Here is a 23651-nt window from a genome sequence, read left to right on the forward strand (position 1 = left end):
TCCCGGAGACCTGACGTGGAAGGCGCTGGTTCCGTGGTGCAGATGGTGCTGAGCCTCGTGGCGGTCGTCGCCGTGATCCTGGGTCTGGCGTGGATGACGCGCCGCATGCAGGGACTGCGGGGTGCGTCGAACGGTGCGCTGCGCGTGAAGGCCACGATCGCGGTGGGCATGAAGGAGCGCGTCGTGCTGATCGAGGCCTCGGGCCGGCAGTTCGTGATCGGGGTGGCGCCGGGATGCGTCAATCTGATCGGCGCGGTCGAAGCGCAGATCGACGATGCGTCGCGTAGCCCGGGTGAAACCCGGGAAGGTGTGTCGTCCGACGAACCGGCGATCCCGGGTTTCACCCGGGCTACGGAGGCCAGCCCCAGCTTCAGGGACGCCTTCGCGCGCCAGCTGGGCCAGTTGCTCGGCCGATGATCCGTCCGCTTCGCGTTCTGCTGGTGTTCGGCCTGTTCCTGATCGCCGAACCGGGATTCGCACAACAGGCGATCGGCGGCCTGCCCGCCGTGACGGTCACGCCGGGCGCGGGTGGCACGTCCAGCTATAGCCTCAGCATCCAGGTGCTGGTGCTGATGACGCTGATCACGCTGCTGCCGTCGATCGTGCTGATGATGACGGCGTTCACCCGCATCATCGTCGTGCTCGGCCTCTTGCGGCAGGCGCTCGGCACCGGCCAGACGCCATCCAATCCGGTGCTGATCGGGCTGGCGCTGTTCATGACCTTGTTCGTGATGCAGCCCGTGATCGACCGCGTCTACAACGAGGCCGTAACGCCGTATCTCGACGGCCAGCTCGAACCCAAGCTCGCGCTGGAGAAGGCCTCGCAGCCCATCCGTGACTTCATGCTCAAGCAGACGCGCGAGACCGAGCTGATGACGTTCGCGAAGATCGCGAAGACCGGACCGTTCGAGTCGCCGGAGCAGATTCCGTTCGCCGTGCTGGCCGCGGCATTCGTCACCAGCGAGCTGACCACGGCGTTCCAGATCGGCTTCCTGCTGTTCATTCCGTTCATCGTCATCGACCTGGTGGTCTCCAGCGTGCTGATGTCGATGGGCATGATGATGCTCTCGCCGATGCTGATTTCCGCCCCGTTCAAACTGATGCTGTTCGTGCTGGTGGACGGCTGGGCGATCCTGATGGCATCGCTGGCCGGGAGCTTCGCCACGTGACGCCGGAAACGGTTCTGACGCAGTCCAACGAAGCGCTGAAACTGGCGCTGATGCTGGGCGCGCCGCTGCTGCTGACTGCGCTGGTCGTTGGACTGGTGGTGGGCCTGTTCCAGGCCGCGACGCAGATCAACGAGATGACGCTCAGCTTCATCCCCAAGGTCGTCGCGATGGCCGCCGTCGTGGTCGCCACCGGTCCGTGGATGCTCGGGATGCTGGTGGATTACACGCGGCGCCTGATCGAGAGCATTCCGGCACTGGTCGGATGACGATGCGTAGCCCGGACGAAGTCCGGAGCTTTTCCTCGAATTGCGACTGAAGCCCCGGACTTCGTCCGGGCTACGTCGGGAGAGGAACAGGCCTTGCACCTGACGCCGCGATGATCGAACTCCCCGTCGACGAGCTCCTCGCCAGCCTGCAGACCGGCTTGCTGGTGCTCGCGCGCATCGCGTCGATGCTGATGCTCGCGCCGGTGTTCGGCGAGCGCGGCGTGCCGCAGACGGTGCGGCTGATGCTGGTGCTGCCGCTGACGGTGCTGGTGCTGCCGCTGGTGCCGGTCGCCGACGCGCTGACGATGTTCAGCGCGGCCTGGGTCTGGGCGATGGCGCAGCAGGTGCTGATCGGCATCTCGATGGGCCTGACTTTGCGCCTGGTGTTCGAGGCGTTCGCGCTGGCAGGCGAACTGATCGCCAACAGCATGGGCCTGGGCTTCGCGCAGCTCGCCGATCCGGTGCGTGGCGTCAACACGCCGATCGTCGGCCAGTTCCTGATCATCGTGGCGAGCCTGCTGTTCGTCGCCACGGGTGCGCACCTGACGCTGATCGAAGGCCTCGTCGGCAGCTTTCGCGACCGGCCGGTGGCGCAGACCGCGCTCGACTGGGCGAGCGTGCGCCTGATGCTCGACTGGGCCGGCAGCCTGTTCGCCGGCGGTGTGCAACTCGCGCTGCCGGTGCTCGCGGCGATGCTTGCGGTGAACTTGGCGATCGGCGTGCTCGGCCGCTCCGCACCGACGATCAACCTGATGGCGGTGGGCTTCCCGCTGACGCTGGTGCTGGGACTGCTGATGCTGCGCTGGCTGCTGCCGGGCCTGGCCGAGCTGCTGACGCAATGGCTCGATGCGGCCTGGCCGATGCTCGAGCAACTGCCGGGAGGGGTCTGATCGATGTCGCAGGACCAGGACCGCACCGAACGCGCCACACCCAAACGGGAACGCGACGCCCGCGAGAAAGGCCAGGTCGCGCGTTCGCGCGAACTGACCACCGCGGTGCTGGTCGCCGGTGGCGCCGCCGTGCTGATCGCCAGGGGCGACGACATGACGATGCAGGCCGCGCAGCTGTTGCGCGAAGCCCTGATCATCACGCCGGCGGATCTGGCATCGACGGCGGACCTGGCGCGGGTGCCGGGCCGGATCCTGCGGGCCGGGCTGATGATCGTCGCGCCGATCCTCGCGCTGGGATTCGCCGCAGCGCTGGTCGGCCCCCTGATGCTCGGCGGCTGGAATTTCAGTTCGAAGGCCCTGATGCCGCAATTCTCGCGGCTCGATCCGATGGCGGGCCTGGGCCGCATCTTCTCCGGCCGCGCGCTGATGGACCTGCTGCTCGGCCTGCTCAAGGTGAGCGTGCTCGGAGGAATCGGTGCGGCGGTGCTGTGGTCGCAGCGCGCGCAGCTCGCCGGGCTTGCCCGAATGGATCCCCTGACGGCGATGGGCACGGCCGGCAGCATCATCATGGGCCTGCTCGGCTGGCTAGCGCTGGGGCTGGGCGTGATTGCGGCGCTCGACGTGCCCTGGCAGTGGTTCCGTCACGGCAAGGAACTGCGCATGACGCGCCAGGAAGTGCGCGACGAGTACAAGCAGTCGGAAGGGCGGCCCGAGGTCAAGGCGAAGATCCGTCAGGTGCAGCAGTCGCTGGCGCGGAGCCGGATGATGGACGCGGTGCCCACGGCCGACGTCATCGTCACCAACCCGACGCATTACGCGGTCGCGCTGCGCTACTCGTCCGATCGCATGCGCGCGCCCAAGGTCGTCGCCAAGGGCGCGGACGTCGTCGCCGCCGCGATCCGCGACCTCGCGCGCGAGCACCGCGTGCCGATCGTCTCGGCGCCGCCGCTGGCACGCGCGCTATACCGGTCCGTTGCGCTCGATCAGGAAATCCCGGCCGCGCTGTTCCAGGCCGTGGCGCAGGTCCTGAGCTACGTCTACCAGCTGCGCCGGTGGCGGGCGGGGACGCCTGCGCCGGTCGTGCCGGAGGTCGGCGATCTTCCGGGTGGAGAAATCGACCCGGCGCCACCGTCCTGACAGGCGATTCACCATGAAGGAACAGGAACTGCACGTCGGCATCCGATCCTCTCTGGGCGCGTGTGGAACTTGACGGGCATGAAGAGCCGAGGCGACGAAATCGCAGTGGTCCACGCGCGGGCGGCGGTCGATGCCGCTACCGCCGCGGGACATGCGCGCTTGCTCTCTCTGGTGCTTCCGCTGGTCGGTGCGCTGATGCTGGCCTTGGGCTGGGTACTCTCCGACGGCCCTGGCCCGCATACGTTCGATCTTTCCTTCGTCGTCGGTTGCGGCCTGCTGTTGCTGCTCGTCGCAGGTTTGTTCCGCGCGCGCCTGGTGACTTACGGATTCGCCTCCGTATCGGGGGTCGCGCTGACCAGTGCACTGATGGTCGAGCGCATCCTGGTGATGTTCATGCAGGGCCACTTCGACCCGCAACAGCAGACGCTGTTCGTGCCCGTATTCGCCGGTTTGCCGTTGCTGTATGTGATGACGTTCGTGCTGCTGCCACCGCAGTGGGCGGAGCGGGTGGCGGTGAGCCTGTGGCTGCTGATCTCGATGCTGATCACCACGCTGACGATGCCGCACTGGCACCAGCCGGAGCAGCACGCTCCGATCGTGATGCTGCTGTCCTTCGTCTGGCTCGGTCACAGCACCTACCTGGTCCTGTTCTCGGCCGCGTGGCGCCGCCAGCAGATGCTGGTCGATCGTCACGCCAGGCTCGCCTCCGCCGAGCGTGGACTGCTCGAGCACGTGCGCCAGAGCGAAGCGCGCTTTCGCAGCCTGTTCGACCTGGCCGCCGTCGGCATCAACGTCACCGATGCCGCGGGCCGCTACCTGATGGTCAACGAGCGGATGGCCGACATGGTCGGCTACTCGCGCGACGAACTGGTTGGCATGAATTTTCGCGACCTGAGTCCGCCCGAAGACGGCGCGATCACGGCGCGCCTGATGGACAGCCTCGCCGACGGCACCGCCGAACGTTTCCGGCAGGAGAAGGCCTACCTGCGCAAGGACGGCAGCCGCGTCGACGTCGAGGTCTTCACGCGCGAGCTGGACGGCGGCGAGGGGCAGGAGCGGCGGTTCATCTGCGTGGCGCTCGATGTCAGCGAGCGCAAGCGCGCCGATGCGCTGGCGGCCGAACACCGGCAGATCCGCGACTTCCATTTCGAGAACACGCCACTGGCGGTGGTCGAGTGGGACATGGAGATGCGCGTGCGGCGCTGGTCGAAGCGTGCCGAGCAGGTGTTCGGATGGACCGAGGCCGAAGCCCTGGGTCGGACCGGCGAAGAGTTGCGCATGTTCCCGGTCGAGGAGCGCGAGCCGCGCCGGCTGCGAATCTCGCGCCTGTTCAACGGCGAGGTGGATCGCTCGACGATCAAGATAGCGATGCTGCGTCGTGGAGGTCGAAGCCTCTGGGCGGAGGTGCACAACGCCGTCGTGCGCAGGCCGGACGGCAGCGTCCAGGCGCTGGTTTCGATGGCGCTGGACATCACCGAAAGCGAAGAAATGCTGCGCATGCTCAACGAGAGCGAGGCGCGGTTTCGCAGCATCTTCAACCAGGCCGCGGTCGGCATCGCGCTGCTGGACGCGGACGGCCGCTGGCTCAACGTCAACCAGAAGCTGTGTGAGATCACCGGCTATTCGCTGGACGAGCTGATGCAGGTCAACTTCCAGTCGATCACGCATCCCGATGATATCGAGCGCGATCTGCACATGTCCGCGGCCGTGATGGATCGTACGATCGATCACTACTCGATGGAGAAGCGTTACATCCGCAAGGACGGCAGCCTGGTCTGGGTGCTGCTGTTCGTGCGCCGGCTCGATGCGACCGACGACCTGCCGGCGCGCTTCGTCTCGGTGGTCGAGGACATCGACGAGCGCAAGGCGGCCGAGTCGCGCGTGCGTGCGCTCACGGCCAGCCTGGAATCGCGCGTTGCCGAACGCACCGCGCAGCTGCGCGACATCATCCGTGCCGGCCAGCGTCGCAACGAGGAACTCACGCTGATCACCGACATGGGGCGCCTGCTGGCGGCCGCCACCGACATGTCCGAAGCCACGACGGTGGTGACGCGCTACCTGCCCCGCATCTTTCCGCTCGCAGACGGCGCGCTGTACCTGGCCGACCCGGCGCATGAGCGCTTCGATCGGAAGGCGAACTGGGGCGAGGCCAAGCCGGGCGCTCTGACGTTCGAGCGCGGGGAATGCTGGGCGATCCGGCGCGGCGAGACCCATCACGTCGAAGGCGAGCCCGACGCCTTGCACTGCGCCCACGTTCATTGCGACAGCCGCACGCATCCGCACCTGTGCGTGCCGATCCAGTCGCTGGGCGCGCCGCTGGGCCTGATCGAGCTGGCCTGGGGCCGGACCTCGGAAGGCTGGGCGCCGGAGATTCCACTGATCAAGACCGTCGCCGAGAAGATTGGTCTGGCTTTCGGCAACCTGCGCCTGCGCGAGGAGCTCAGCCGGCAGGCGCTGCTCGATCCGCTGACCGGCCTGAACAATCGGCGCTGGCTGGAGGCCGCGCTGCGCATGCGCGTGGCGCGCCATTCGCGCAGCGGCGAAGGCTTCGCGGTGCTGATGATCGACGTCGACCACTTCAAGTCGGTCAACGACGTCTACGGTCACGAGGCCGGCGATCGTGCCTTGCAGGAGATCGGAGCGGCCCTGCTGCGCTGCGTGCGCGAAGGCGAAGCGGCGGCGCGTTTCGGCGGCGAAGAGTTCACCGTCGTGCTGGACACCTCGGGAAAAATCGACGCGCAGGGCGCCGCCGAACGGATGCGGCTCGCGGTCACGGCGATCCGCGTGAGGCTCAAGGATCGCGATCTGCCGCCGTTGACGGTGTCGATCGGGGTGGCGATGTATCCCGGCGACGGCGACGACGCCCAGTTGGTGGTGGAGCGTGCGGATGAAGCCTTGTACGAGGCCAAGCGCAACGGCCGTAACCAGGTACGGATGGCCGGCGGCGACGCCGCGGCGGTATCGGGGCACGGCGCCGGCCCGACGGCGCCGGTGACGCATTGAGCCAACGTAGCCCGGGTGAAACCCGGGATTGCGCTCGGTGTGCGAGGGAACCCCCGGGTTTCACCCGGGCTACGGTGACAACGCTTCCCTAGAACAGAACTTGCTCGTACCGCTCAAACACAAGGCGGAACATGAGCAGCCAGACCAGCGGCCTCCTCGCGAAACTCGGAATGCTCCGCGGCCTCGGCCTCGGGGCGCCGCTGCTGTTGCTGAGCATCCTGGCGATGATGGTGGTGCCGCTGTCGCCGGTGGTGCTGGACCTGGCGTTCACATTCAACATCGCGCTGTCGATCGTCATCCTGCTGTCGGTCGTCAACGTGATGCGGCCGCTGGATTTCAGCGCCTTTCCCACGGTGCTGCTGATGGCCACGCTGCTGCGCCTGGCGCTGAACGTGGGCTCCAGCCGCGTGGTGCTGCTGCACGGACACCAGGGCCCGCATGCCGCCGGACAGGTCATCGAGAGCTTCGGCGAGTTCGTCGTCGGCGGCAGTTTCGCGGTCGGTATCGTGGTGTTCGTGATCCTGACGATCGTGAACTTCATGGTCGTCACCAAGGGCGCCGAGCGCGTCTCGGAAGTGTCGGCCCGCTTCATCCTGGACGCGCTGCCCGGACGCCAGATGGCGATCGACGCGGATATGAACGCCGGATTGTTGACGCGCGAAGAGGCCAAGGCGCGGCGTGACGAGGTGCGCGAGGAAGCGGACTTCTACGGCTCGATGGACGGCGCCTCGAAGTTCATCCGCGGCGACGCCATCGCCGGCATCCTGATCCTGTTCATCAACATCGTCGGCGGCCTGTTCATCGGCACGATGGAACACGGGCTGGATCTGGCGACGGCCGGTCGCAACTACACCCTGCTGACGATCGGCGACGGACTGGTGGCGCAGGTGCCGTCGCTGCTGATGTCGGTGGCGGTCGCGGTGCTGGTCACGCGCATGTCGCGCGCGCAGGACATCGCCGGCACCGTGATGAAGCAGGTCTTCGCGCAGCCCAAGGTGCTGGGCGTGGCGTCCGGCGTGCTGGGTCTGGTCGGCCTGATTCCGGGCATGCCCAATCTCGTCTTCCTGCTGCTGTCCGGAGCCTGCGGTGGCGGCGCGTGGCTGCTGGCCAGGCGCGCTGCGCGTCCGCCAGCGGAGCCGGTCGAGACGCCGAAGTCCGACAAGCCCGCGGAACTGAGCTGGGACGACGTGCAGCCCGAAGATCCGTTGGGCCTGGAAGTGGGCTACCGCCTGATCCCGCTCGTCGATCCGCGCCAGGGTGGCGAGCTGATGCCGCGCATCAAGGGCATCCGCCGCAAGCTGACGCAGGAACTCGGCTTCCTGGTGCCGCCGGTTCACATCCGCGACAACCTGGAGCTGCCGCCCAACGGCTATCGCATCACCTTGCTCGGCGTGCCGCTGGCCAGCGGGCAGATCCACGCGGACCGCGAACTCGCGCTCAATCCGGGCCGCGTGTTCGGAACCCTCGAAGGCATCGCCACCAAGGATCCGACGTTCGGCATGGAAGCAGTGTGGGTCGAACGCGGCCGGCGCGAGCATGCGCAGTCGCTCGGCTACACCGTCGTCGACGCGGCGACCGTGATCGCCACGCACCTGTCACACCTGGTGGGCGAGCACATCGCAGAACTCTTCGGCTTCGACGAGGCGCAGCAACTGCTGAACGGCCTGGCCAAGTCGTCTCCGAAACTCGTCGAGGACCTCGTCCCCAAGGCGATGCCGCTCGCGATTTTCGTGAAGGTGCTGCAGGGCCTGCTCGCCGAACGGGTGTCGATCCGCAACCTGCGCGTGATCGCCGAAGCCTTGGCGGAGGCCGCGCCGCGCAGCCAGGATCCCGTCGTGTTGACGGGCGCGGCACGTGTCGCGCTGAGCCGACAGATCGTGCAGGAAATCAACGGTCTCGATGAGGAGCTGCAGGTCCTCACGCTGGCCGCGCCTTTGGAACAGGTGTTGCAGAACAGCGTCGCAACGGGCAACGCCGCTCTCGAACCTGGACTCGCCGAACGCATGCACACCTCGCTGGTCACTCACGCACAGAAACAGGAGTCGAGCGGCCGCGTGCCGGTGCTGCTGGTGCCGCAGGCGCTGCGGCCGATCCTGTCGCGCTTCACGCGCCAGACGATCCCCGCGTTGCGAGTGCTCGCCTACAACGAAATTCCCGAATCACGCCGCGTCCGCATCGCCGGCGCGGTGGGCGCGTAAGGACCGCACATGAAGATCAAGCGTTTCATCGCTCCGACGATGCGCGATGCCATGCGCCTGGTGCGCGAGGAGCAGGGGCCGGATGCGGTGATCCTGTCGAACCGGCGCCTGGAGAACGGCATCGAAGTCGTTGCCGCCACCGATTACGACGCGGCGCTCGTGCAGCAGGCCGCGCAGCGTGTGGAGCCGATCTTCGAAGAGCGCGTTCCGGTGCGCGCCGTCGAAGCGCAGATCGTGATACCGGCTCCCGTTGCTGCGCCTGCGCCGCCCCCTGTGCCCACAGTTGCAGTGGCTGCGCCTGCCCCTCGTGTGCCGGCGCAGGACCCTGCCATCGCCGGGCTCAAGGACGACATGCAGGCGCTGCGCCGCCTGATGGAACAGCAGGTCGCCGGCATGGCCTGGAACGACATGAAGACGCGCAACCCGGTTCGGGCCGACGTCGTGCGACGTCTGCTCGGCCTGGGCCTGGAGCTCAAGCTCGCTCGCGAGATCGCCTCCGAGATTCCCGAAGGCACCGACGCCGATCGCGCGCGCTTCCTGCCGATGGCATTGCTCGCGCGGCGCATGCCGACGTTCAAGCACGAGTGGCTCGATGCGACGACCGCGCCCGGCAACGATGGCCGCCACGAAGTCATCGCGCTCGTCGGCGCCACCGGCGTGGGCAAGACCACGACGATCGCCAAGCTCGCCGCGCGTTACGTGCAGCACTGGGGTCTGCGCGACGTCGCGCTGATCACCACCGACCATTTCCGCATCGGAGCCCAGGAGCAGCTCTTCACGTACGGACGCCTGCTGGGCGTGCCGGTGCTCACCGCCGACAACCAGCGCGAGCTGTGCCTGGCGCTCGATAAACTCAAGGACCGCAAGCTGGTGCTGATCGACACTGCCGGCATGTCGCCGCGCGATCAGAACCTGCAGAAGCAGTTCGCGATGCTGTCCGGCCTGCCGGTGCCCAATCGCACCGCGCTCGTCCTGTCGGCCGCCAGCCAGATCGCCGATCTCGACGATCAGTACCGCCGCTTCGCCGCCGCCGCTCCGAGCGCCGTGATCCTGACCAAGCTCGACGAGGCCACGCGCGTCGGCGCGGCGATCTCCGCGATCACGCGCCACGCCATTCCGCTGGCATACGTCACCGATGGCCAGCGCGTGCCGGAGGATCTGTCGGCCGCACGTCCCGACCAGCTCGTCCTGCGCGCCGTGGCTGCGACACGCGCCGGTGCGGCACCGCCGGACGACGATGAACTTTCATATCAGTTTGCAGGAGCGGCCCATGGGTAAACACGATCAGGCAGCGGGATTGCGCGTATTGCGGCCCGCCAAGCCGGTACAGGTGATCGCGGTCGCCAGCGGCAAGGGCGGGGTTGGAAAGACCAGCGTCTCGGTGAATCTTTCCACCGCGATGGCGCAGAGCGGAAAGCAGGTGATGCTGCTCGACGGCGATCTGGGTCTGGCCAATGTGGACGTGATGCTGGGACTGCAGCCGACCTGCAATCTGGCCAACGTGCTCGAAGGCAAGTGCACGCTCGACGAGACGATCCTGATGGGTCCTTCGGGACTGATGGTGATCCCGGCTTCGAGCGGCAAGAAGAACATGGCCGAGCTCAATCGCGCCGAGAACGCCGGACTGATTCGCGCGTTCAGCGAATTGTCCCGGCCGATCGACGTGCTGGTGATCGATACCGCGGCCGGCATCGCCGACTCGGTGATCAGCTTCACGCAGGCGGCGCAGGAAGTGATCGTCGTGATCTGTAACGACCCGGCTTCGCTGACCGACGCGTACGCGCTGATCAAGGTTCTCAACCGCGACCACGGCGTGGAGCGCGTGCAGGTGCTGGCCAACATGGTCCAGAACCTCACCGAAGCCAAGGAAGTGCACGAAAACCTGCGCCGCGTCGCCGAACGCTTCCTCGACGTGACGCTCAACTTCATGGGCTTCGTGCCGCAGGACGAATGGCTCAAGCGCGCCATCCGCCGCCAGCAGCCGGTGGTGCAGGCGTATCCGAATTCCGCGGCGGCGCTGGCATTCGCTGGCCTCGCGAAGAAGGCCGAGAGCTGGGGTCTGCCCAAGGGTGCGCGCGGGAATCTCGAATTCTTCGTCGAGCGCCTCGTGGAACGCGGAACCGGTCAGCTCGCGGGCGTGGCTGTATGAGATTTCAGGTGCGGGATGCACGGATGAGCCAGGCGTGGAGGAGCGGATCATGAGCGCACTGCCCAGAGAGGCCGTTGCCCGCTACGAGCGATCGCGGTCTCCCGACGCCAACCTGATGAACCAGCATGCGGGCCTGGTGAAGCGCATCGCTTATCACCTGGCGGCGCGTCTTCCGACGAGCGTCGAGATCGACGATCTCATCCAGGCCGGCAGCATCGGCTTGCTCGAGGCGGCGCGGAACTATCAGGGCGATCGCGGCGCGAGCTTCGAGACGTACGCCGGCATCCGCATTCGCGGCGCGATGCTCGACGAACTGCGTCGCGGAGACTGGGCGCCGCGCTCGCTGCATCGCCGCGCACGCGACGTGGCCACTGCGATGCGCGCGATCGAACAGGAAACCGGACGCGAGGCCAAGGACGTGGAAGTCGCCGAGCGTCTGGGCATTTCGCTCGCCGAATATTTCGACGCCGTCGCCGACTCGGCCCGCTGCCAGGTGATGTCGGCAGATGGCTTCGCCGACGGTGAAGGCTTCGACGCACCTGCCGAAGACGGCGATCCGGACCAACAGTTCAGCCGCGCCGAATTCCAGGTCGAGCTGATCAAGGCCATCGGTGGCCTGCCGGAGCGCGAGAAGCTGGTGATGTCGCTGTATTACGAGCGCGAACTCAATCTCAAGGAGATCGGGAAAGTGCTGGACGTCAGCGAAAGCCGCGTCTGCCAGATCCATGGACAGGCGCTGGTGAGATTGCGCGCGCGGCTCGGTGACTGGGCGAACGTGGCGTTGGGTTGAGTTGCGTAAACAGGAATATTCACCGCAAAGGCGCAAAGGAAAAAGAAAGGTCGCAAAGGCTTTTCAATTGTTGTTCTTTGCGTTCTCTCTTTTTCCTTTGCGACCTTTGCGACAAAAGCTTTTCTCTTCAATGCCGAGAACCGAAGCATGGACAAGAACGCAAGAATCCTGATCGTGGACGACTTCTCGACGATGCGGCGCATCGTCAAGAACCTGCTCGCCGACCTGGGCTACACCAACACGCAGGAAGCCGACGACGGCAAGACCGCGTGGCCGATGCTGCTGGCTGGCGGGTTCGAGTTCGTCGTCACCGACTGGAACATGCCCGGGATGACCGGCATCGACCTGCTCAAGGCGATCCGCGGCGAGCCCAAGCTGGCGAGCCTGCCGGTGCTGATGGTGACCGCCGAGGCGCAGCGCGACCAGATCATCGAGGCTGCCAAGGCTGGCGTGAACGGCTACATCATCAAGCCCTTCACCGCCGTGACCTTGAAGGAAAAGCTGGACAAGATCTTCGCGCGACTCGCCGAAGCCGCGTAATCCACGCGCTCCGGAGTGCTTCGGTGAACGCACCTTTCCAAACGCTGCCGGCCCGCGCCGATCAGCTTGCGCGCATGCGCGAACTCGTATCTCTGCTGGAAGCCGGCGACGACGCCGGTTTCGAAGCGCGCTTCTCCAGCCTGCTGCAGTCGCGCGACCAGGGCCTGTTCGTCAGCGTCGCGCGCCTGACGCGCGACCTGCACGACGCGGTCCGCGGACTGAGCTTCGACGAACAGCTGTCGACGCTCGCCGGCCGCGAAATTCCGGACGCCTGTTCGCGTCTCGACTACGTGACCCGCGTGACCGAAGAGGCCGCGCACAAGACGCTGGACCTGGTCGAGCAGTGCCAGCAGCTCACGCAGGACATCGTGTTGGCCACGCACGACATCTCGGCGGCCTGCCATCGCGCGCACATCTACGCGGGCTCGCCGTACAGCTTGTCGGGCCTGGTCGTGAGCGTCGACGAGACGCGCGATCACATCGTCAACAGCGCGGCGAGTCTGCGCGACCGGCTGTCGAAGCTGGCGCAGGCGCAGGAGTACCAGGATCTCGCCGGCCAGGTGATCAAGAAGGTCACGACGCTGGTGCGCAGCGTGGAGCGGGCCTTGATCGACCTGCTGCGCGCATCCGGCGGAGCGGTGGCTTCGCGGCCGTCCGATGCGCCTGCCAATCATCTGCACGGCCCTGCGGTCGCGGGTGTCACGCCGCTGGCGGTCAGCCAGGACGACGCCGACTCGCTGCTCGCCGATCTCGGATTCTGAGAGAGACACGACCATGCCCGCCGTCGACGACGAGATTCGCGCCGACTTCCTGATGGAAGCCGGCGACCTGATCGAGAACCTGGGCGGACAGCTCGTCGAGCTGGAATCGCGGCCGGACGATTCCGACCTGCTCAACGCGATCTTCCGCGCTTTCCACACGGTCAAGGGCGGCGCCGGCTTTCTGGCCATCACGCCGCTGGTGGAGTTGTGCCACGCCACCGAGGACGTGTTCAACGCACTGCGCAACGGCAAGAGAAGTGTCGACGCCGCGTTGATGGACGCCGTCCTGCAGGCCGTCGACCAGGTGCAGGCCATGATGGCCAGCGTCGCCGGCAACCAGGTGCCGCAGCCTGCGCCACCTGCGCTCATCCAGACGCTGCACGGTCTGCTCGCAGCGCATGCGCCCGTGGCGCCGCCTGTGGCGGCGCCGGTCGAGAAGAAGAAAAAGAAGGCGAAGCCGGCTCCGCCGGTGGATCCGGATGCGATCAGCGAAGACGAATTCGAAGCGCTGCTCGATCAGATGGCCGCGGACAAGAAATCCGGGAACGTCGCGCCGGATGCGGCGAAGAGTTCCGACGACGCGATCAGCGAGGACGAGTTCGAAGCGCTGCTCGATCAGATGGCGGCCGAGAAGAAGTCCGCGAGCCCCGCGCCGGCAACCGCAGTGGCGCATCCGTCGGCGAAACCTTCTCACCCGGAACCCGCAAGGAAGGCGCCGGCGACGAATGTCGCGCCGCCGCCCGCGTCTGCGCCTGCCGAAACCTCGGTGCGCGTCGACACCGTCAAGCTCGACCGCATGATGAATCTGGTCGGCGAACTGGTGCTGGTGCGCAACCGTCTCAAGGCACTGGCCACCGAGGCGGGAGGCGAAGTGGGTCGCGCAGTGCGCGAACTCGACTTCATCACGCGCGGCCTGCAGGGCGCCGTGATGCAGGTGCGCATGCAGCCGATCGGCAAGGTCTTCTCGCGCTTCCCGAAGCTGGCGCGCGATGTCGCGCGCGGCCTGGGCAAGCAGGTCGAGGTCACGCTGATCGGGCAGGACACCGATCTCGACAAGAATCTGGTCGAGGCGCTGGCCGATCCGCTGGTGCACATGGTGCGCAACAGCGTCGACCACGGCATCGAGATGCCCGAACTCCGGATCGCCCGTGGCAAGCCCGCTGCCGGACAGCTCAAGCTCGAGGCGCGCCAGGAAGGCGATCACATCCGCATCACGGTGCGCGACGACGGCGGCGGCATCGACCCCGAGCGCGTGCGCACCAAGGTCGTCGAGAAGAAGCTGATGGATGCGGCGTCGGCGGCGCGGCTTTCACACGAAGAATGCCTGCAGCTGATCTTCCTGCCCGGTTTCTCGACCAAGGATCAGGTCTCGGACCTGTCGGGTCGTGGCGTGGGCATGGACGTGGTCAAGCAGCGCATCCTGTCGCTCAACGGCTCGGCGACGATCGAATCGCAGGCCGGGCAGGGCAGCGCGGTGCACCTGCGCGTGCCGCTCACGCTGGCGATCCTGCCGGCGCTGATGATCGATGCTGGTGAGCGCCAGTTCGCGCTGCCGCTGGCGATGGTGGCCGACGTGTTCGCGCTGGATCCGTCCGCCGTGCGCAAGGTCGGGCACTGGAACGTGGCGCCGCTCAAGCGCGAAAACCTGCGCCTGATCGATCTCGAACTCTGGGCCGGCGCGACCGACATTTCCGGGACACGGCACGTCGTGGTGGTCATGCTCGGCGAAGAACGGTTCGGCCTGATCGTGCGCCAAGTGCGCGGCCGTGAAGAGGTGGTCATCAAGCCGCTCGGCGCGACCTTGCGCGGGCTGGCCGGTGTCGCGGGCGCCACGGTGACACCGCAGGGGCGCGTCGCACTGATCGTCGATGTGCCGGGTCTGGTCCAGACGCACGCGAAGTCGGTCTAGACGGATGAACCGGTCGTCGGCGAGGGCTTCCGTGTTTCGTTCGCGGCGGGGGGAAACCCGTTCGCCGCGACAGCGACACGGCATGTCCGGCTTCTGCACCGCATATCCGCCTGGCGGAACCCGTCGGGAAAAAGGACTTCAGCTTTCGACGATTCCGCCGAAAACCTAGGTCATGGACATCCTCAGCATCATCGGTTTCATCCTCGCCATGGTCGCGCTGATCGGCGGGTCCATTCTGAAAGGCTCCGGTGTCGCGGCGCTGTGGGGCCCTGCGGCGTTCGTCATCGTCATCGTCGGCACGTTCGGTTCCATCACCGTGCAGACGCCGATGCCGGCGTTCAAGCACGGCATGAAGATGGCCAAGTGGATCTTCATGCCGCCGTCGCTGGACGGCAGGGGCCTGATCGCGAAGATCGTCGAGTGGAGCAATGCCGCGCGCAAGCAGGGCCTGCTCGCGCTCGAAGGCAGCATCGCCACCGAGGGCGACGGCTTCATCAAGAAGGGCCTGCAGATGCTCGTCGATGGCGCCGAGCCGGAGACGATCCGCAACACGCTCGAGACCGAGATGCAGGCCAAGGAGCACTTCGACCTGATGGGCGCCAAGGTCTGGGAGGGCATGGGCATCTACGCACCCACGCTGGGCATCATCGGCGCGGTGATGGGTCTGATGGCGGTCATGCAGAACCTCGCCGACCCTTCGAAGCTCGGTCACGGCATCTCGGCCGCGTTCATCGCCACGATCTACGGCATCGCCTCGGCCAACCTGTTCTTCCTGCCGATGTCGTCGAAGCTCAAGAGCGTGATCGGCGACCAGACGCGCGTGCGCGAGATGATCATCGAGGGCCTGATCGCGATCTCGCAGGGCGAGAATCCGCGCGTCATCGAGACCAAGCTGCATGGGTTCCTGCATTGAACGCCATGAACAAGGAATCGGGAATCGGGAATCGTGACGGCGCCATCGCCGCAACGGACCTGCTTTCATCTTTTCCGGCTTCGACGATTCCCGTTTCCCGTTTCCCGATTCCCGGCTTCTAGTCATGGCCAAGAAAGCCAAGCACGAGGACCACATCAACCACGAGGCCTGGGCCATTCCCTATGGCGACCTCGTCACCCTGCTGCTTGCGTTCTTCGTGGTGCTGTACTCGATGTCCTCGGTCAACGAGGGCAAGTACCGTGTGCTGTCGGATTCGCTCAACGCCGCATTCGGCGGCGCGCCGCGCTCGCCGACGCCGATCCAGGTCGGCCCCAAAACGCAGAGCCCGAGCAGCAGTCCGCGGCCGCGCATGCTCCAGGCCGCGCCACCGCAGCAGGGTGTCCGCGGTTCGGAGAAGGCTTTTCAGAAGCCCGATCTGCCGGGGCTCGCGCTGGGCTTCCACGTGGGCGGCGGCGGTGGACGCAGCGGCGCGCGTGCACGCGAGCAGCTCGAGAAAATGTCCGAGCAGGTGCAGGCGGCGCTCGGCGACATGATCGCGCGCAAGCAGGTGCTGGTGCGCCGTCACGAGGAATGGCTGGAGATCGAGATCCAGACCGACATTCTCTTCACCAGCGGCTCTGCACGGCTGGGCAACGAGGCCGGCGGGGTGCTCGATCGGCTTGCCGACGTGCTGCGCACCTTCGACAACCGCCTGCGCATCGAAGGCCACACGGACGACGTGCCGATCGCGACGCGTGAGTTCCCGTCGAACTGGGAACTCTCAGCCGCCCGCGCGGCCAGCGTCGTCCATCGGTTCATGGCGCGCGGCGTGGAGCCACGCCGCATGACCGTGCTCGGCCTCGCCGAATTCAACCCGGTCGCCGAGAACACGGATGCGGCCAGCCGCAACCGCAACCGTCGTGTCGTCATCGTCGTGCTGGCCAATTCGGGTTCGAAGCTGCCTTCGCTGACGACGACGACTTCTGCTGAAGACAAGGCCGCGCCCGCGGTTCCGGAGCGCGTCGCCACGAGTGTGTCCACGGCCTCGTCCATCGTCGCCACACGGGAGCATTCCCAACCATGAGCGCTGTCGTCTTTCCGAAAGCCACGCCCGAAGTCGGGCGCGATGGGGATGGGGGTCGCGACGGCGACGTCGTGCGTCGCTGGATCGGCTTTGAGCTCGCGGGCCAGCTCTACGGTGTGCCGATCCTGGCGGTGCAGGAAGTCCTGGCGACGGCCGAGATCGAGCCGGTGCCCGGTACCGCGCACGAGGTGCTGGGCGTCATCAACCTGCGCGGACAGATCGTCACGGTGATCGACCTTCGGCTACGCCTGGGCCTGAGCGCATCGGCGTCCGCGGCCGGGCCGCTGGTGGTCTTCGATGGTCCCTCCGAAACCCTGGCCGCACGCGTCGACAGGGTCACGCACGTTCGGCGCATTCCGGATCCGGCGATCAAGCCGGCCCCGCGTTCGGGTGGCGCCCCCTGCGCCGCGGTCCTGGGCATCGTGACCCGGGATGCGGAACTGATGACCTTGCTCGACGTTCCGGCGCTGATGCGCTGAGACCGTAGCCCGGGTGAAACCCGGGGCTGCGCTTCGTGTGCGAACGAAACCCCGGGTTTCACCCGGGCTACGGTAGCCGCGACCTCCTCGCGCGACCCGCGGCTCGTGACTGGTTCCCGTCGCATAAAAGTCGGGGCCAGCACGACCCCACGTAGGGGATTCCCCCACCTGCTTCCCGTTCCGACGCCCCGGGCGTCCGAATGTCGGCGCGCCGCAATGTGAATCGAGCGTCAAGTGCAATGTGGGTACCACGACATCGCGAACACGCGCACACCGAAAGGCGCAACGGCGAGTCCATGCAATTCACTTCAGCGTTTCAGCATTTGGGGGGTCGGAATCGTGCCGCTGGTTCGCTTGCTCGCCCTCCTTGCGCTGGCATCGCTCCTCGGAGCCTGCGCTGCTCCGAAGTACCGCCCCTACGATCCGGCCGCGCGCACCAAGGTCATGAGCATCGGCCTGCTCACGCCCGCGGTTTCGGACACGGTCGCTGTTCGCATGGAAGTGCATCCCGGCCAGAGCTTCGGCGTGGTCGGCATGCTGATCGCCGAGGGCGACATGGAGGGCAAGACCGGCCAGTTCACGCGCGCCGCCAAGGGCAAGGGCTTCGTCTGCAGCAAGACGTTCCTGACGCAGCTCGACGCCGGCCTGCGCGGCGGCGGATACGACGTGAAGACGATCGAAGTGACGCGTCCGTACCACGAGTACGCGTTCCTGGAGCAGTACCCGAAAGCCGACGGCAGCGTCGACGCCTATCTCGATCTCTACACCGACGTGGTCGGCTATATCGCGGCCGGCGGCGGCACGCCGTACCGCCCGACCGTGTACCTCAATGTCCGCCTGGTGCGCGCCACCGATCACAAGGTGCTCTACCAGGACCGCATCACCTACAACGCCTTCGGCGACGGCGGCGGCGCGATCACGCTGACCGCCGCCAAGGACTACGAATACTGGAATTTCGATGCCCTCGTGGCCGATCCGGCCCGGGCGCTGGAAGGTCTGCAGATCGCGATGCGCGCGACCGGCGACGAACTGGCCCGCCAACTCCGCTGAGCACTGACGACATGAAGAACGCCTTTCGCATCCTGATGCTGTCGCTGCTCGCCGTGGCCGCCACCGGCTGCGCCAGCCGCGGTCCCGCCGCCGTGACGCGGATGCAGGCCCCGGGCTGCGACGCGAGGTGGGACATGTCGAATGCGCAGGCGATCCAGGTGGATTCGCTGCGCACGGTCCAGCACAGCTTCGAGGCGGGCACCGGCTGCGTCGCCGAGTCCGATGGCAGCGCGGTGTCCTATGCGGTGTTCCGTCTGCCCCGCTATCGCGAGGACTACACGCTGCAGATCGACAGCCAGATCAACGGGCGCAGCCTGTTCGCCCCCGAGGTGCTGACGCTCGACGCATCCGGCAAGGTGCTGCGCGAGGTCCCCTTCGAACGTTTCGCGCTGCGCGGAGATCGCCTGCAGACCACGATGTTCTTCAGCCAGGACAACGCCGATGAGCAATACCTGCTGATGCGCTCGGCGCGCCAGGTGGTCGGCCACGGCGAGCGTCGCGTGGTGTCCGGATCGTTCGTGATCCCGCTGGTCGCCGGCGTGCTGCCCTTCCTCTACATGCAGGGCACCGAGTCGGAAGGCGAATACACGTACGCCCACAACGGTGTGGTTCGGCTTCAGGCGCGTTCGAATTCCCCGGCCCTGCGCCGCAATCTGCAAGCGCGCGACGCAGCGCGTTCGGAGATCGGGTTCTTGATGCGCTGAACCTAGCCCGGGTAAAGCCCGCGGTTGCGCTCCGTATTCGAGGGGAACCCCGGGCGGCGCGGCTGGAATCTCCGTTCGCGGCAAATCGTCCGGGGGCAACAACACGCTTACCTCTCCCGCCGGGAGAGGTCGCGCGCAGCGCGGGTGAGGGCGCGAGGCGAAGCCGAGCGTGGGCCCACGCAGAACGGGGCCGACCGCGCTTCGCGCGGCCCTCTCCCCGGCCCTCTCTCCCAAAGCGAGAGGAGTCAGATTTCGCCAACCGCTTGGGCAGCTCTCGACAGAGGGCATGGCAAGGCCCTCGAGACCGGCGTGAACGAGCCGTCGGAACCCCGAGACGCAAGTCTCGTCTCCATCGCCGAACATCACCGACGCGATCCGCGATATGGGATAGATTCGGCCGACTGCGGGCCTCGTCGGAGCGACCGCTAGCCGGGGAGAGAGTCATGGGCAACGGACGGCGCGGGGATACGCCGAAGTGGCTTGCCGCGATGCTGCTGTCGGCATCGCTGATCGGGATCGCGGGCTGCGCGGAGCGCGCCCAGGACGCGGCGCCTGCGAAGGCTGCAGACGTCGCGCCGCAACTGATCCAGAACGAACGCGACTCGTGGCGAAAATACGCCGCGCGCGACCTCGAAGGCAGCCGCCCGCTGCTCGCCGCGGACTACGCCGACGTGCAGACCGATGGAACCTTGCTGGATCGCGAGGGACATCTGGCCTTCGTTCCCAAGGCGAACGTCGAATGGCACGAACTCGACCGCTTCAACGTCTTCCTGCTGTCGCCCGATGCGGCCGTCGTGACGTATCGCGCCCGTTCGCGCGACCGCGGCGTGCAGGAGACCTACCAGGCCGACGTCACTGCCGGCTGGTCGCTGCGCAACGGGCAGTGGGTCGCCACGTTCTATCGGGAGACGCCGACACCGCCGGAGACACCGGCAGCGGCGGAATAGCAAGGCGGCCGATCGGCTGAAACATCGACGGACAAGGGGGAGGGGAAGATGGGAACTCGACGTGAATTCCTGACGCAGGCCTTGTGGACCAGCGGTGCGGCGATGAGCTTCTCGCCGACCGCCTTTGCGCTGTTCGGCTCGTCCTCGGGCGAGCTGATCGATCCGGTGCAGGCCGCCTGCAAGCGACTGGCCGCGGCCGGATGGCGTGACCTTCTGCTGACCGTCACCGGCGGCGCGTTCGACCTGGGCAGCACCGATCTCGCCGCCGAGCTGGGCAAGCGGCTCAACGTCAATCGCGAGGTCGTCGGCTTCGCCGACTTCGCTGCCGCCGGCGAGCGCGGCGTCGAGCCTGGCCAGCCGGCGCGCAGCCTGCTGTACCACGCGTTCGCATCCCCGGACGTGGTGCACGAATCGCTGACCGAGTATCCGACGCTGGCCGAGATCGACGCGCTCGAGAACTACGTCTACGGCGCGCGGCCGCCGGCGCTCGCCGACCTGCAGAAGGCGGCCGGCGACAACCCGCTGGGCGTGGTCATGATGGCGCTGCAGTACCGGCCGGCGCGCGACACCGTGGATCAGCGTCACGCGGACCTGGTGTTCTCGCGCACTGGCATCTCGCGCATGGGCACGGTGGAGCCGATCTACAACGCCCGTGCGCGCAACTTCGAAGCGACCGTTCCCGGAAAGCCATTCGAGTTCCCGGCGATTCCGCAGCGCTTCGCGCCGTTCCTCGCGGTGCGCGTGCCTGGAAGCGACCCGCGGCTGGCGCTGCTCGATCGCCAGAAGGGTGACGAGGACCACGCGTTCTGGCTGCCCGTGCAAAAGCTGTTCACCGGCAGCCAGTGCCTGGCCGGCGAGAAGCTCAAGGTGGAACTCGGCTGCGCGTTCCGCAACGAGAAGCTGCGCAAGTTCCACCGCTTCCTGCAGCTCAACGGCTACCCAACCGAGTGGGCCGGAGACGATCTCGACCAGTATCCGTTCGTGATGAAGGACGCCGACATCGCCGCGTTCTCCAAGACCGGCGCGTTCGGCCCGGGCGTGGTCGAGCCGCGCGCGGCGCCCTTCGTGAACCGCGCCAAGTACAAGGGCGAGTGGCTCGGCTTCCAGGTTCCGCGGGAATGGGTGGCCACCAACGGCGTGGTGTATTTCTCCAGCGGCCAGATTCTCGGAGGCGAGGCCGACACCGAGGAAGACTTCAAGCACGGCGAATACCTCTACTTCGAGGGTGCGGGCGCGGACTACGACCGCAACGCGCCCGAATACGTCAGCCTGCGTCATCGCCTGCGCGAGGACGGCACGCTCGAGGACCTCAACGCGAATCCCGAGATGGGACGCATGATCCGCGAGGGCGGCTACAAGGCGCAGCACTTCATCGACTTCGCCGGTGACGGCTGGGTGGAGGCGCGCGTCACCGGCCTGCCGGCCGAGATGCCGCGCATGGCGGCCTATGCACCGATCTCGCCGCCCGATTTCTTCCCGCTGGTGAGCCAGCACGACCTGATGAAGTGGTGGACCACGGAGGTTCCGGCGGCGATCCGCGACGGCCTGTGGGCGATCCCGCCGTATGCGCTGTCGGCGCGACGGATGGCGGCGAACATCGAGCTGCCGATCGGATTCTCGATCTACGACGTCGGCGCAAGCGCCGTGGTGGCGCAGGCGCAGGCCGGCAAGGGGCCGCTGCCCAAGCGCGAGGTCTCGCGCATTTCGCGTTACTCCGGGCTGCCCGATCACTCGCCCGGGCTGTTCGATCCGGGCTGGGACGCGAGCCAGGGTCTGTTCTACAACAATCCCGAGGAGGGCCTGCAGGCGTTCCTGCAAAACCATGGCCTGGGCACGCCCTTCGTCGAGGACGTGAAGCTGTGTGCCGCGCTCGGGTCCTACTGGCCCGCGATCGCGCCCGACTCCACGCGCAGCTTCTCGCCGCTCAAGAATCCGACGGGCTACGTCTACCCCTGGCCGACGATCGTGCCGCTGACCGATGCCGAAACCGGTATCGAGCCCGTCGGCGAGCGCTTCCTGCCCTGGGACGGCGTGCGCGGACCGCAGCTCGTGATGGTCGACGGCAAGCGCGCCGTCGAATACGCGGACATCGACCGCGTCGACTACGCGGCGATGCCGAACACGATGACGATCGCGCAGATCGCGCAGGTGGACCTGGCGGAGACCAAGGCGCGCGTGATGGCGATGGCCTCGGTGTACTGGGCGCTCGGCATCCGCGACGCCGACTTCCGCAAGCGCTGGCCCAAGAGCAAGGCGCGCGCGATCACCGAGATCACGCGTGCCAAGGCGGGCTGGGCCGTGAGTTCGTTCCGCTCCGTGAACGAGGACGAGATCGAACTGCTGGAAGCGCAGAAGACGCTCGGCGTGAAGCTGTCCGCGAACGGGCCGCGCTATCGCTTTCACATCTACCGGCCCGGTGTGCAGACGCCGCACCCGGAGGACATGCGCAAGGTGCGTGTCTCGATCAAGGAAGAGGCCGTCGCGTTCGTCGACGGACGCCAGGTGCTGATCCGTCGCGGCAGGCAGGCGTGGAAACGCGACGTCTCGATGCCGAGGTCCTGATCGTCGGCGGCGGGCCCGCCGGGTCCGCCGCTGCCATCGCCTGCGCGCAGGCGGGTCTGCGCACCTGCCTGCTCGAACGCCACGCCGACGCGAAGGACAAGCCGGGCGAGGGCCTGCATCCGGGTGTCGAGCCGCTGCTGCGCGAACTCGGTGTTGCCCAAGGACTGCAGGCCGCATCCCGCGCTCGCTTCGCGGGTGTCTGGGTGGGATGGGGCGGCCCGCCGCGCTTCGAAGCGTTCGGTGAAGATCAGGATGGCCCGTGGCTCGGCTACCAGGTCAGCCGTGCCCGGCTCGACACCGCGCTGCAGGAGCGCGCGGGAGCGCTCGGTGCCGAACGGCGATATGGGTCGGGTGCGCAGGAGCCGATCGTCGAGCAGGGCCGCGTGATCGGCCTGCGCCTCGAGGACGGAACCGAATGCCGATCGAAAATGTTGATCGATGCCAGCGGGCCAGCGCGCTGGCTGGCTCGCAAGCTCGACCTTCCGCAGCGCGAACGATCGCCCCGTCAGATCGTTCGCTATGGCTACGTGCGCGGACATTGCCCCGTGCGGGACGAGGCTCCCGCATTGTCGGCCGATGACAGCGGCTGGACGTGGACCGCCCGCGTCGACGACGACGTCTACCAGTGGGCGCGAATGGATTTCGAAGGACATTCTTCGCGTGACGAACCACCGTCCGAATTCGCCGGCATGGAACGGATCGGAGCCACACGCGGAGCCGATGCGACGTGGCGCGTCACGCAGTCCGCAGGGCCGGGCTGGCTGCTCGCTGGCGATGCCGCCGCGAATCTCGATCCGACGTCGTCGAAGGGCGTGCTCAAGGCGCTGCTGTCGGGAACGATGGCCGGGCGTACCGCGGTGGCGATCGTGCAGCGGGGTGCGGACGAAGCGCAGGGTGGGGCGGCGTACCGTCGATGGATCGAGGGGTGGTTCGATACCGACGTGACGGCGCTGGCGGCGATGTACGCGAAGCTCGGAGCAGACGCTTTCGGCTGAGCAGGGTATTCGCGAAGCTCGAAATGAGGCCGTAGCCCGAGTGAAACCCGGGACTTTCCCCGTGGCTCCGGAGCGTGTCTCAGGCCAGCTTCTCGTGCCGTGGTA

General features: G+C 67.1%; 21 protein-coding genes. All 21 read left to right on the forward strand.

The genetic code is table 11. From position 1 onward, the window contains the following. The first annotated feature begins 15 nt into the window (after positions 1-15). The 21 genes from fliO to DFR24_RS21045 all read left to right on the forward strand — a co-directional run bounded on the left by fliO (position 16) and on the right by DFR24_RS21045 (position 23546). Positions 16-417 (forward strand): flagellar biosynthetic protein FliO, encoded by a 402-nt coding sequence (gene fliO, locus DFR24_RS20955; RefSeq protein WP_133883390.1) that lies wholly within the window; start codon positions 16-18, stop codon positions 415-417. Then, positions 414-1169, forward strand: coding sequence for a flagellar type III secretion system pore protein FliP (gene fliP, locus DFR24_RS20960; RefSeq protein ID WP_168710432.1), 756 nt, complete (start codon positions 414-416; stop codon positions 1167-1169). Before fliO ends, fliP begins: the two co-directional genes overlap by 4 nt. Beyond that, complete coding sequence (gene fliQ, locus DFR24_RS20965) at positions 1166-1435, forward strand: flagellar biosynthesis protein FliQ (RefSeq protein ID WP_133883391.1); 270 nt, start codon at positions 1166-1168, stop codon at positions 1433-1435. The genes fliP and fliQ overlap by 4 nt, the downstream gene beginning before the upstream one ends. Positions 1436-1545: 110 nt before the next feature. Beyond that, positions 1546-2325, forward strand: coding sequence for a flagellar biosynthetic protein FliR (gene fliR / locus DFR24_RS20970; protein ID WP_133883392.1), 780 nt, complete (start codon positions 1546-1548; stop codon positions 2323-2325). Positions 2326-2328: 3 nt separating this feature from the next. Then, positions 2329-3462, forward strand: a complete 1134-nt coding sequence (gene flhB, locus DFR24_RS20975) for a flagellar biosynthesis protein FlhB (RefSeq protein ID WP_133883393.1) — start codon at positions 2329-2331, stop codon at positions 3460-3462. Between the two features lie 78 nt (positions 3463-3540). Continuing rightward, a complete protein-coding gene (locus DFR24_RS20980) occupies positions 3541-6465 on the forward strand; it encodes a PAS domain S-box protein (protein WP_133883394.1) in 2925 nt (974 codons plus the stop codon). Positions 6466-6596: 131 nt separating this feature from the next. After that, positions 6597-8663 (forward strand): flagellar biosynthesis protein FlhA, encoded by a 2067-nt coding sequence (gene flhA / locus DFR24_RS20985; protein ID WP_133883395.1) that lies wholly within the window; start codon positions 6597-6599, stop codon positions 8661-8663. A 9-nt stretch (positions 8664-8672) separates the two neighbouring features. After that, positions 8673-9941, forward strand: a complete 1269-nt coding sequence (gene flhF, locus DFR24_RS20990; RefSeq protein WP_133883396.1) for a flagellar biosynthesis protein FlhF — start codon at positions 8673-8675, stop codon at positions 9939-9941. Then, positions 9934-10812 (forward strand): MinD/ParA family protein, encoded by an 879-nt coding sequence (locus tag DFR24_RS20995; protein WP_210772475.1) that lies wholly within the window; start codon positions 9934-9936, stop codon positions 10810-10812. Before flhF ends, DFR24_RS20995 begins: the two co-directional genes overlap by 8 nt. Before the next feature lie 46 nt (positions 10813-10858). After that, positions 10859-11602, forward strand: coding sequence for an RNA polymerase sigma factor FliA (locus DFR24_RS21000; RefSeq protein ID WP_407075128.1), 744 nt, complete (start codon positions 10859-10861; stop codon positions 11600-11602). A gap of 147 nt (positions 11603-11749) precedes the next feature. Continuing rightward, positions 11750-12142, forward strand: coding sequence for a chemotaxis response regulator CheY (locus DFR24_RS21005; RefSeq protein WP_133883399.1), 393 nt, complete (start codon positions 11750-11752; stop codon positions 12140-12142). A 23-nt stretch (positions 12143-12165) separates the two neighbouring features. Beyond that, entirely contained in the window at positions 12166-12903 is a 738-nt protein-coding gene (locus tag DFR24_RS21010; protein ID WP_133883400.1) for a protein phosphatase CheZ, read from the forward strand. Between the two features lie 13 nt (positions 12904-12916). Continuing rightward, complete coding sequence (locus DFR24_RS21015) at positions 12917-14812, forward strand: chemotaxis protein CheA (protein WP_133883401.1); 1896 nt, start codon at positions 12917-12919, stop codon at positions 14810-14812. A gap of 172 nt (positions 14813-14984) precedes the next feature. Continuing rightward, the gene (locus tag DFR24_RS21020; RefSeq protein ID WP_133883402.1) at positions 14985-15725 is read left to right on the forward strand and encodes a flagellar motor protein; all 741 of its coding nucleotides are present in this window, start codon (positions 14985-14987) and stop codon (positions 15723-15725) included. A gap of 124 nt (positions 15726-15849) precedes the next feature. After that, positions 15850-16809, forward strand: coding sequence for a flagellar motor protein MotD (gene motD / locus DFR24_RS21025; protein ID WP_133883403.1), 960 nt, complete (start codon positions 15850-15852; stop codon positions 16807-16809). Beyond that, complete coding sequence (locus DFR24_RS21030) at positions 16806-17288, forward strand: chemotaxis protein CheW (RefSeq protein ID WP_133883404.1); 483 nt, start codon at positions 16806-16808, stop codon at positions 17286-17288. Before motD ends, DFR24_RS21030 begins: the two co-directional genes overlap by 4 nt. A gap of 339 nt (positions 17289-17627) precedes the next feature. Continuing rightward, positions 17628-18338 carry a hypothetical protein gene (locus DFR24_RS24550; protein ID WP_211346640.1) on the forward strand — a complete coding sequence of 237 codons (711 nt, stop codon included), beginning with the start codon at positions 17628-17630 and terminating at the stop codon, positions 18336-18338. 11 nt (positions 18339-18349) lie between these two features. After that, positions 18350-19042, forward strand: coding sequence for a MalM family protein (locus tag DFR24_RS24555; RefSeq protein WP_162851356.1), 693 nt, complete (start codon positions 18350-18352; stop codon positions 19040-19042). Between the two features lie 443 nt (positions 19043-19485). Next, complete coding sequence (locus DFR24_RS21040; RefSeq protein ID WP_133883405.1) at positions 19486-19989, forward strand: nuclear transport factor 2 family protein; 504 nt, start codon at positions 19486-19488, stop codon at positions 19987-19989. Positions 19990-20037: 48 nt separating this feature from the next. Further along, entirely contained in the window at positions 20038-22551 is a 2514-nt protein-coding gene (locus DFR24_RS24560) for a hypothetical protein (RefSeq protein WP_162851357.1), read from the forward strand. Beyond that, positions 22518-23546, forward strand: coding sequence for an NAD(P)/FAD-dependent oxidoreductase (locus DFR24_RS21045; RefSeq protein WP_162851358.1), 1029 nt, complete (start codon positions 22518-22520; stop codon positions 23544-23546). Before DFR24_RS24560 ends, DFR24_RS21045 begins: the two co-directional genes overlap by 34 nt. Positions 23547-23651 lie beyond the last annotated feature (105 nt).

The organism is Panacagrimonas perspica (assembly GCF_004364935.1).
GTDB lineage: Bacteria > Pseudomonadota > Gammaproteobacteria > Nevskiales > Nevskiaceae > Panacagrimonas > Panacagrimonas perspica.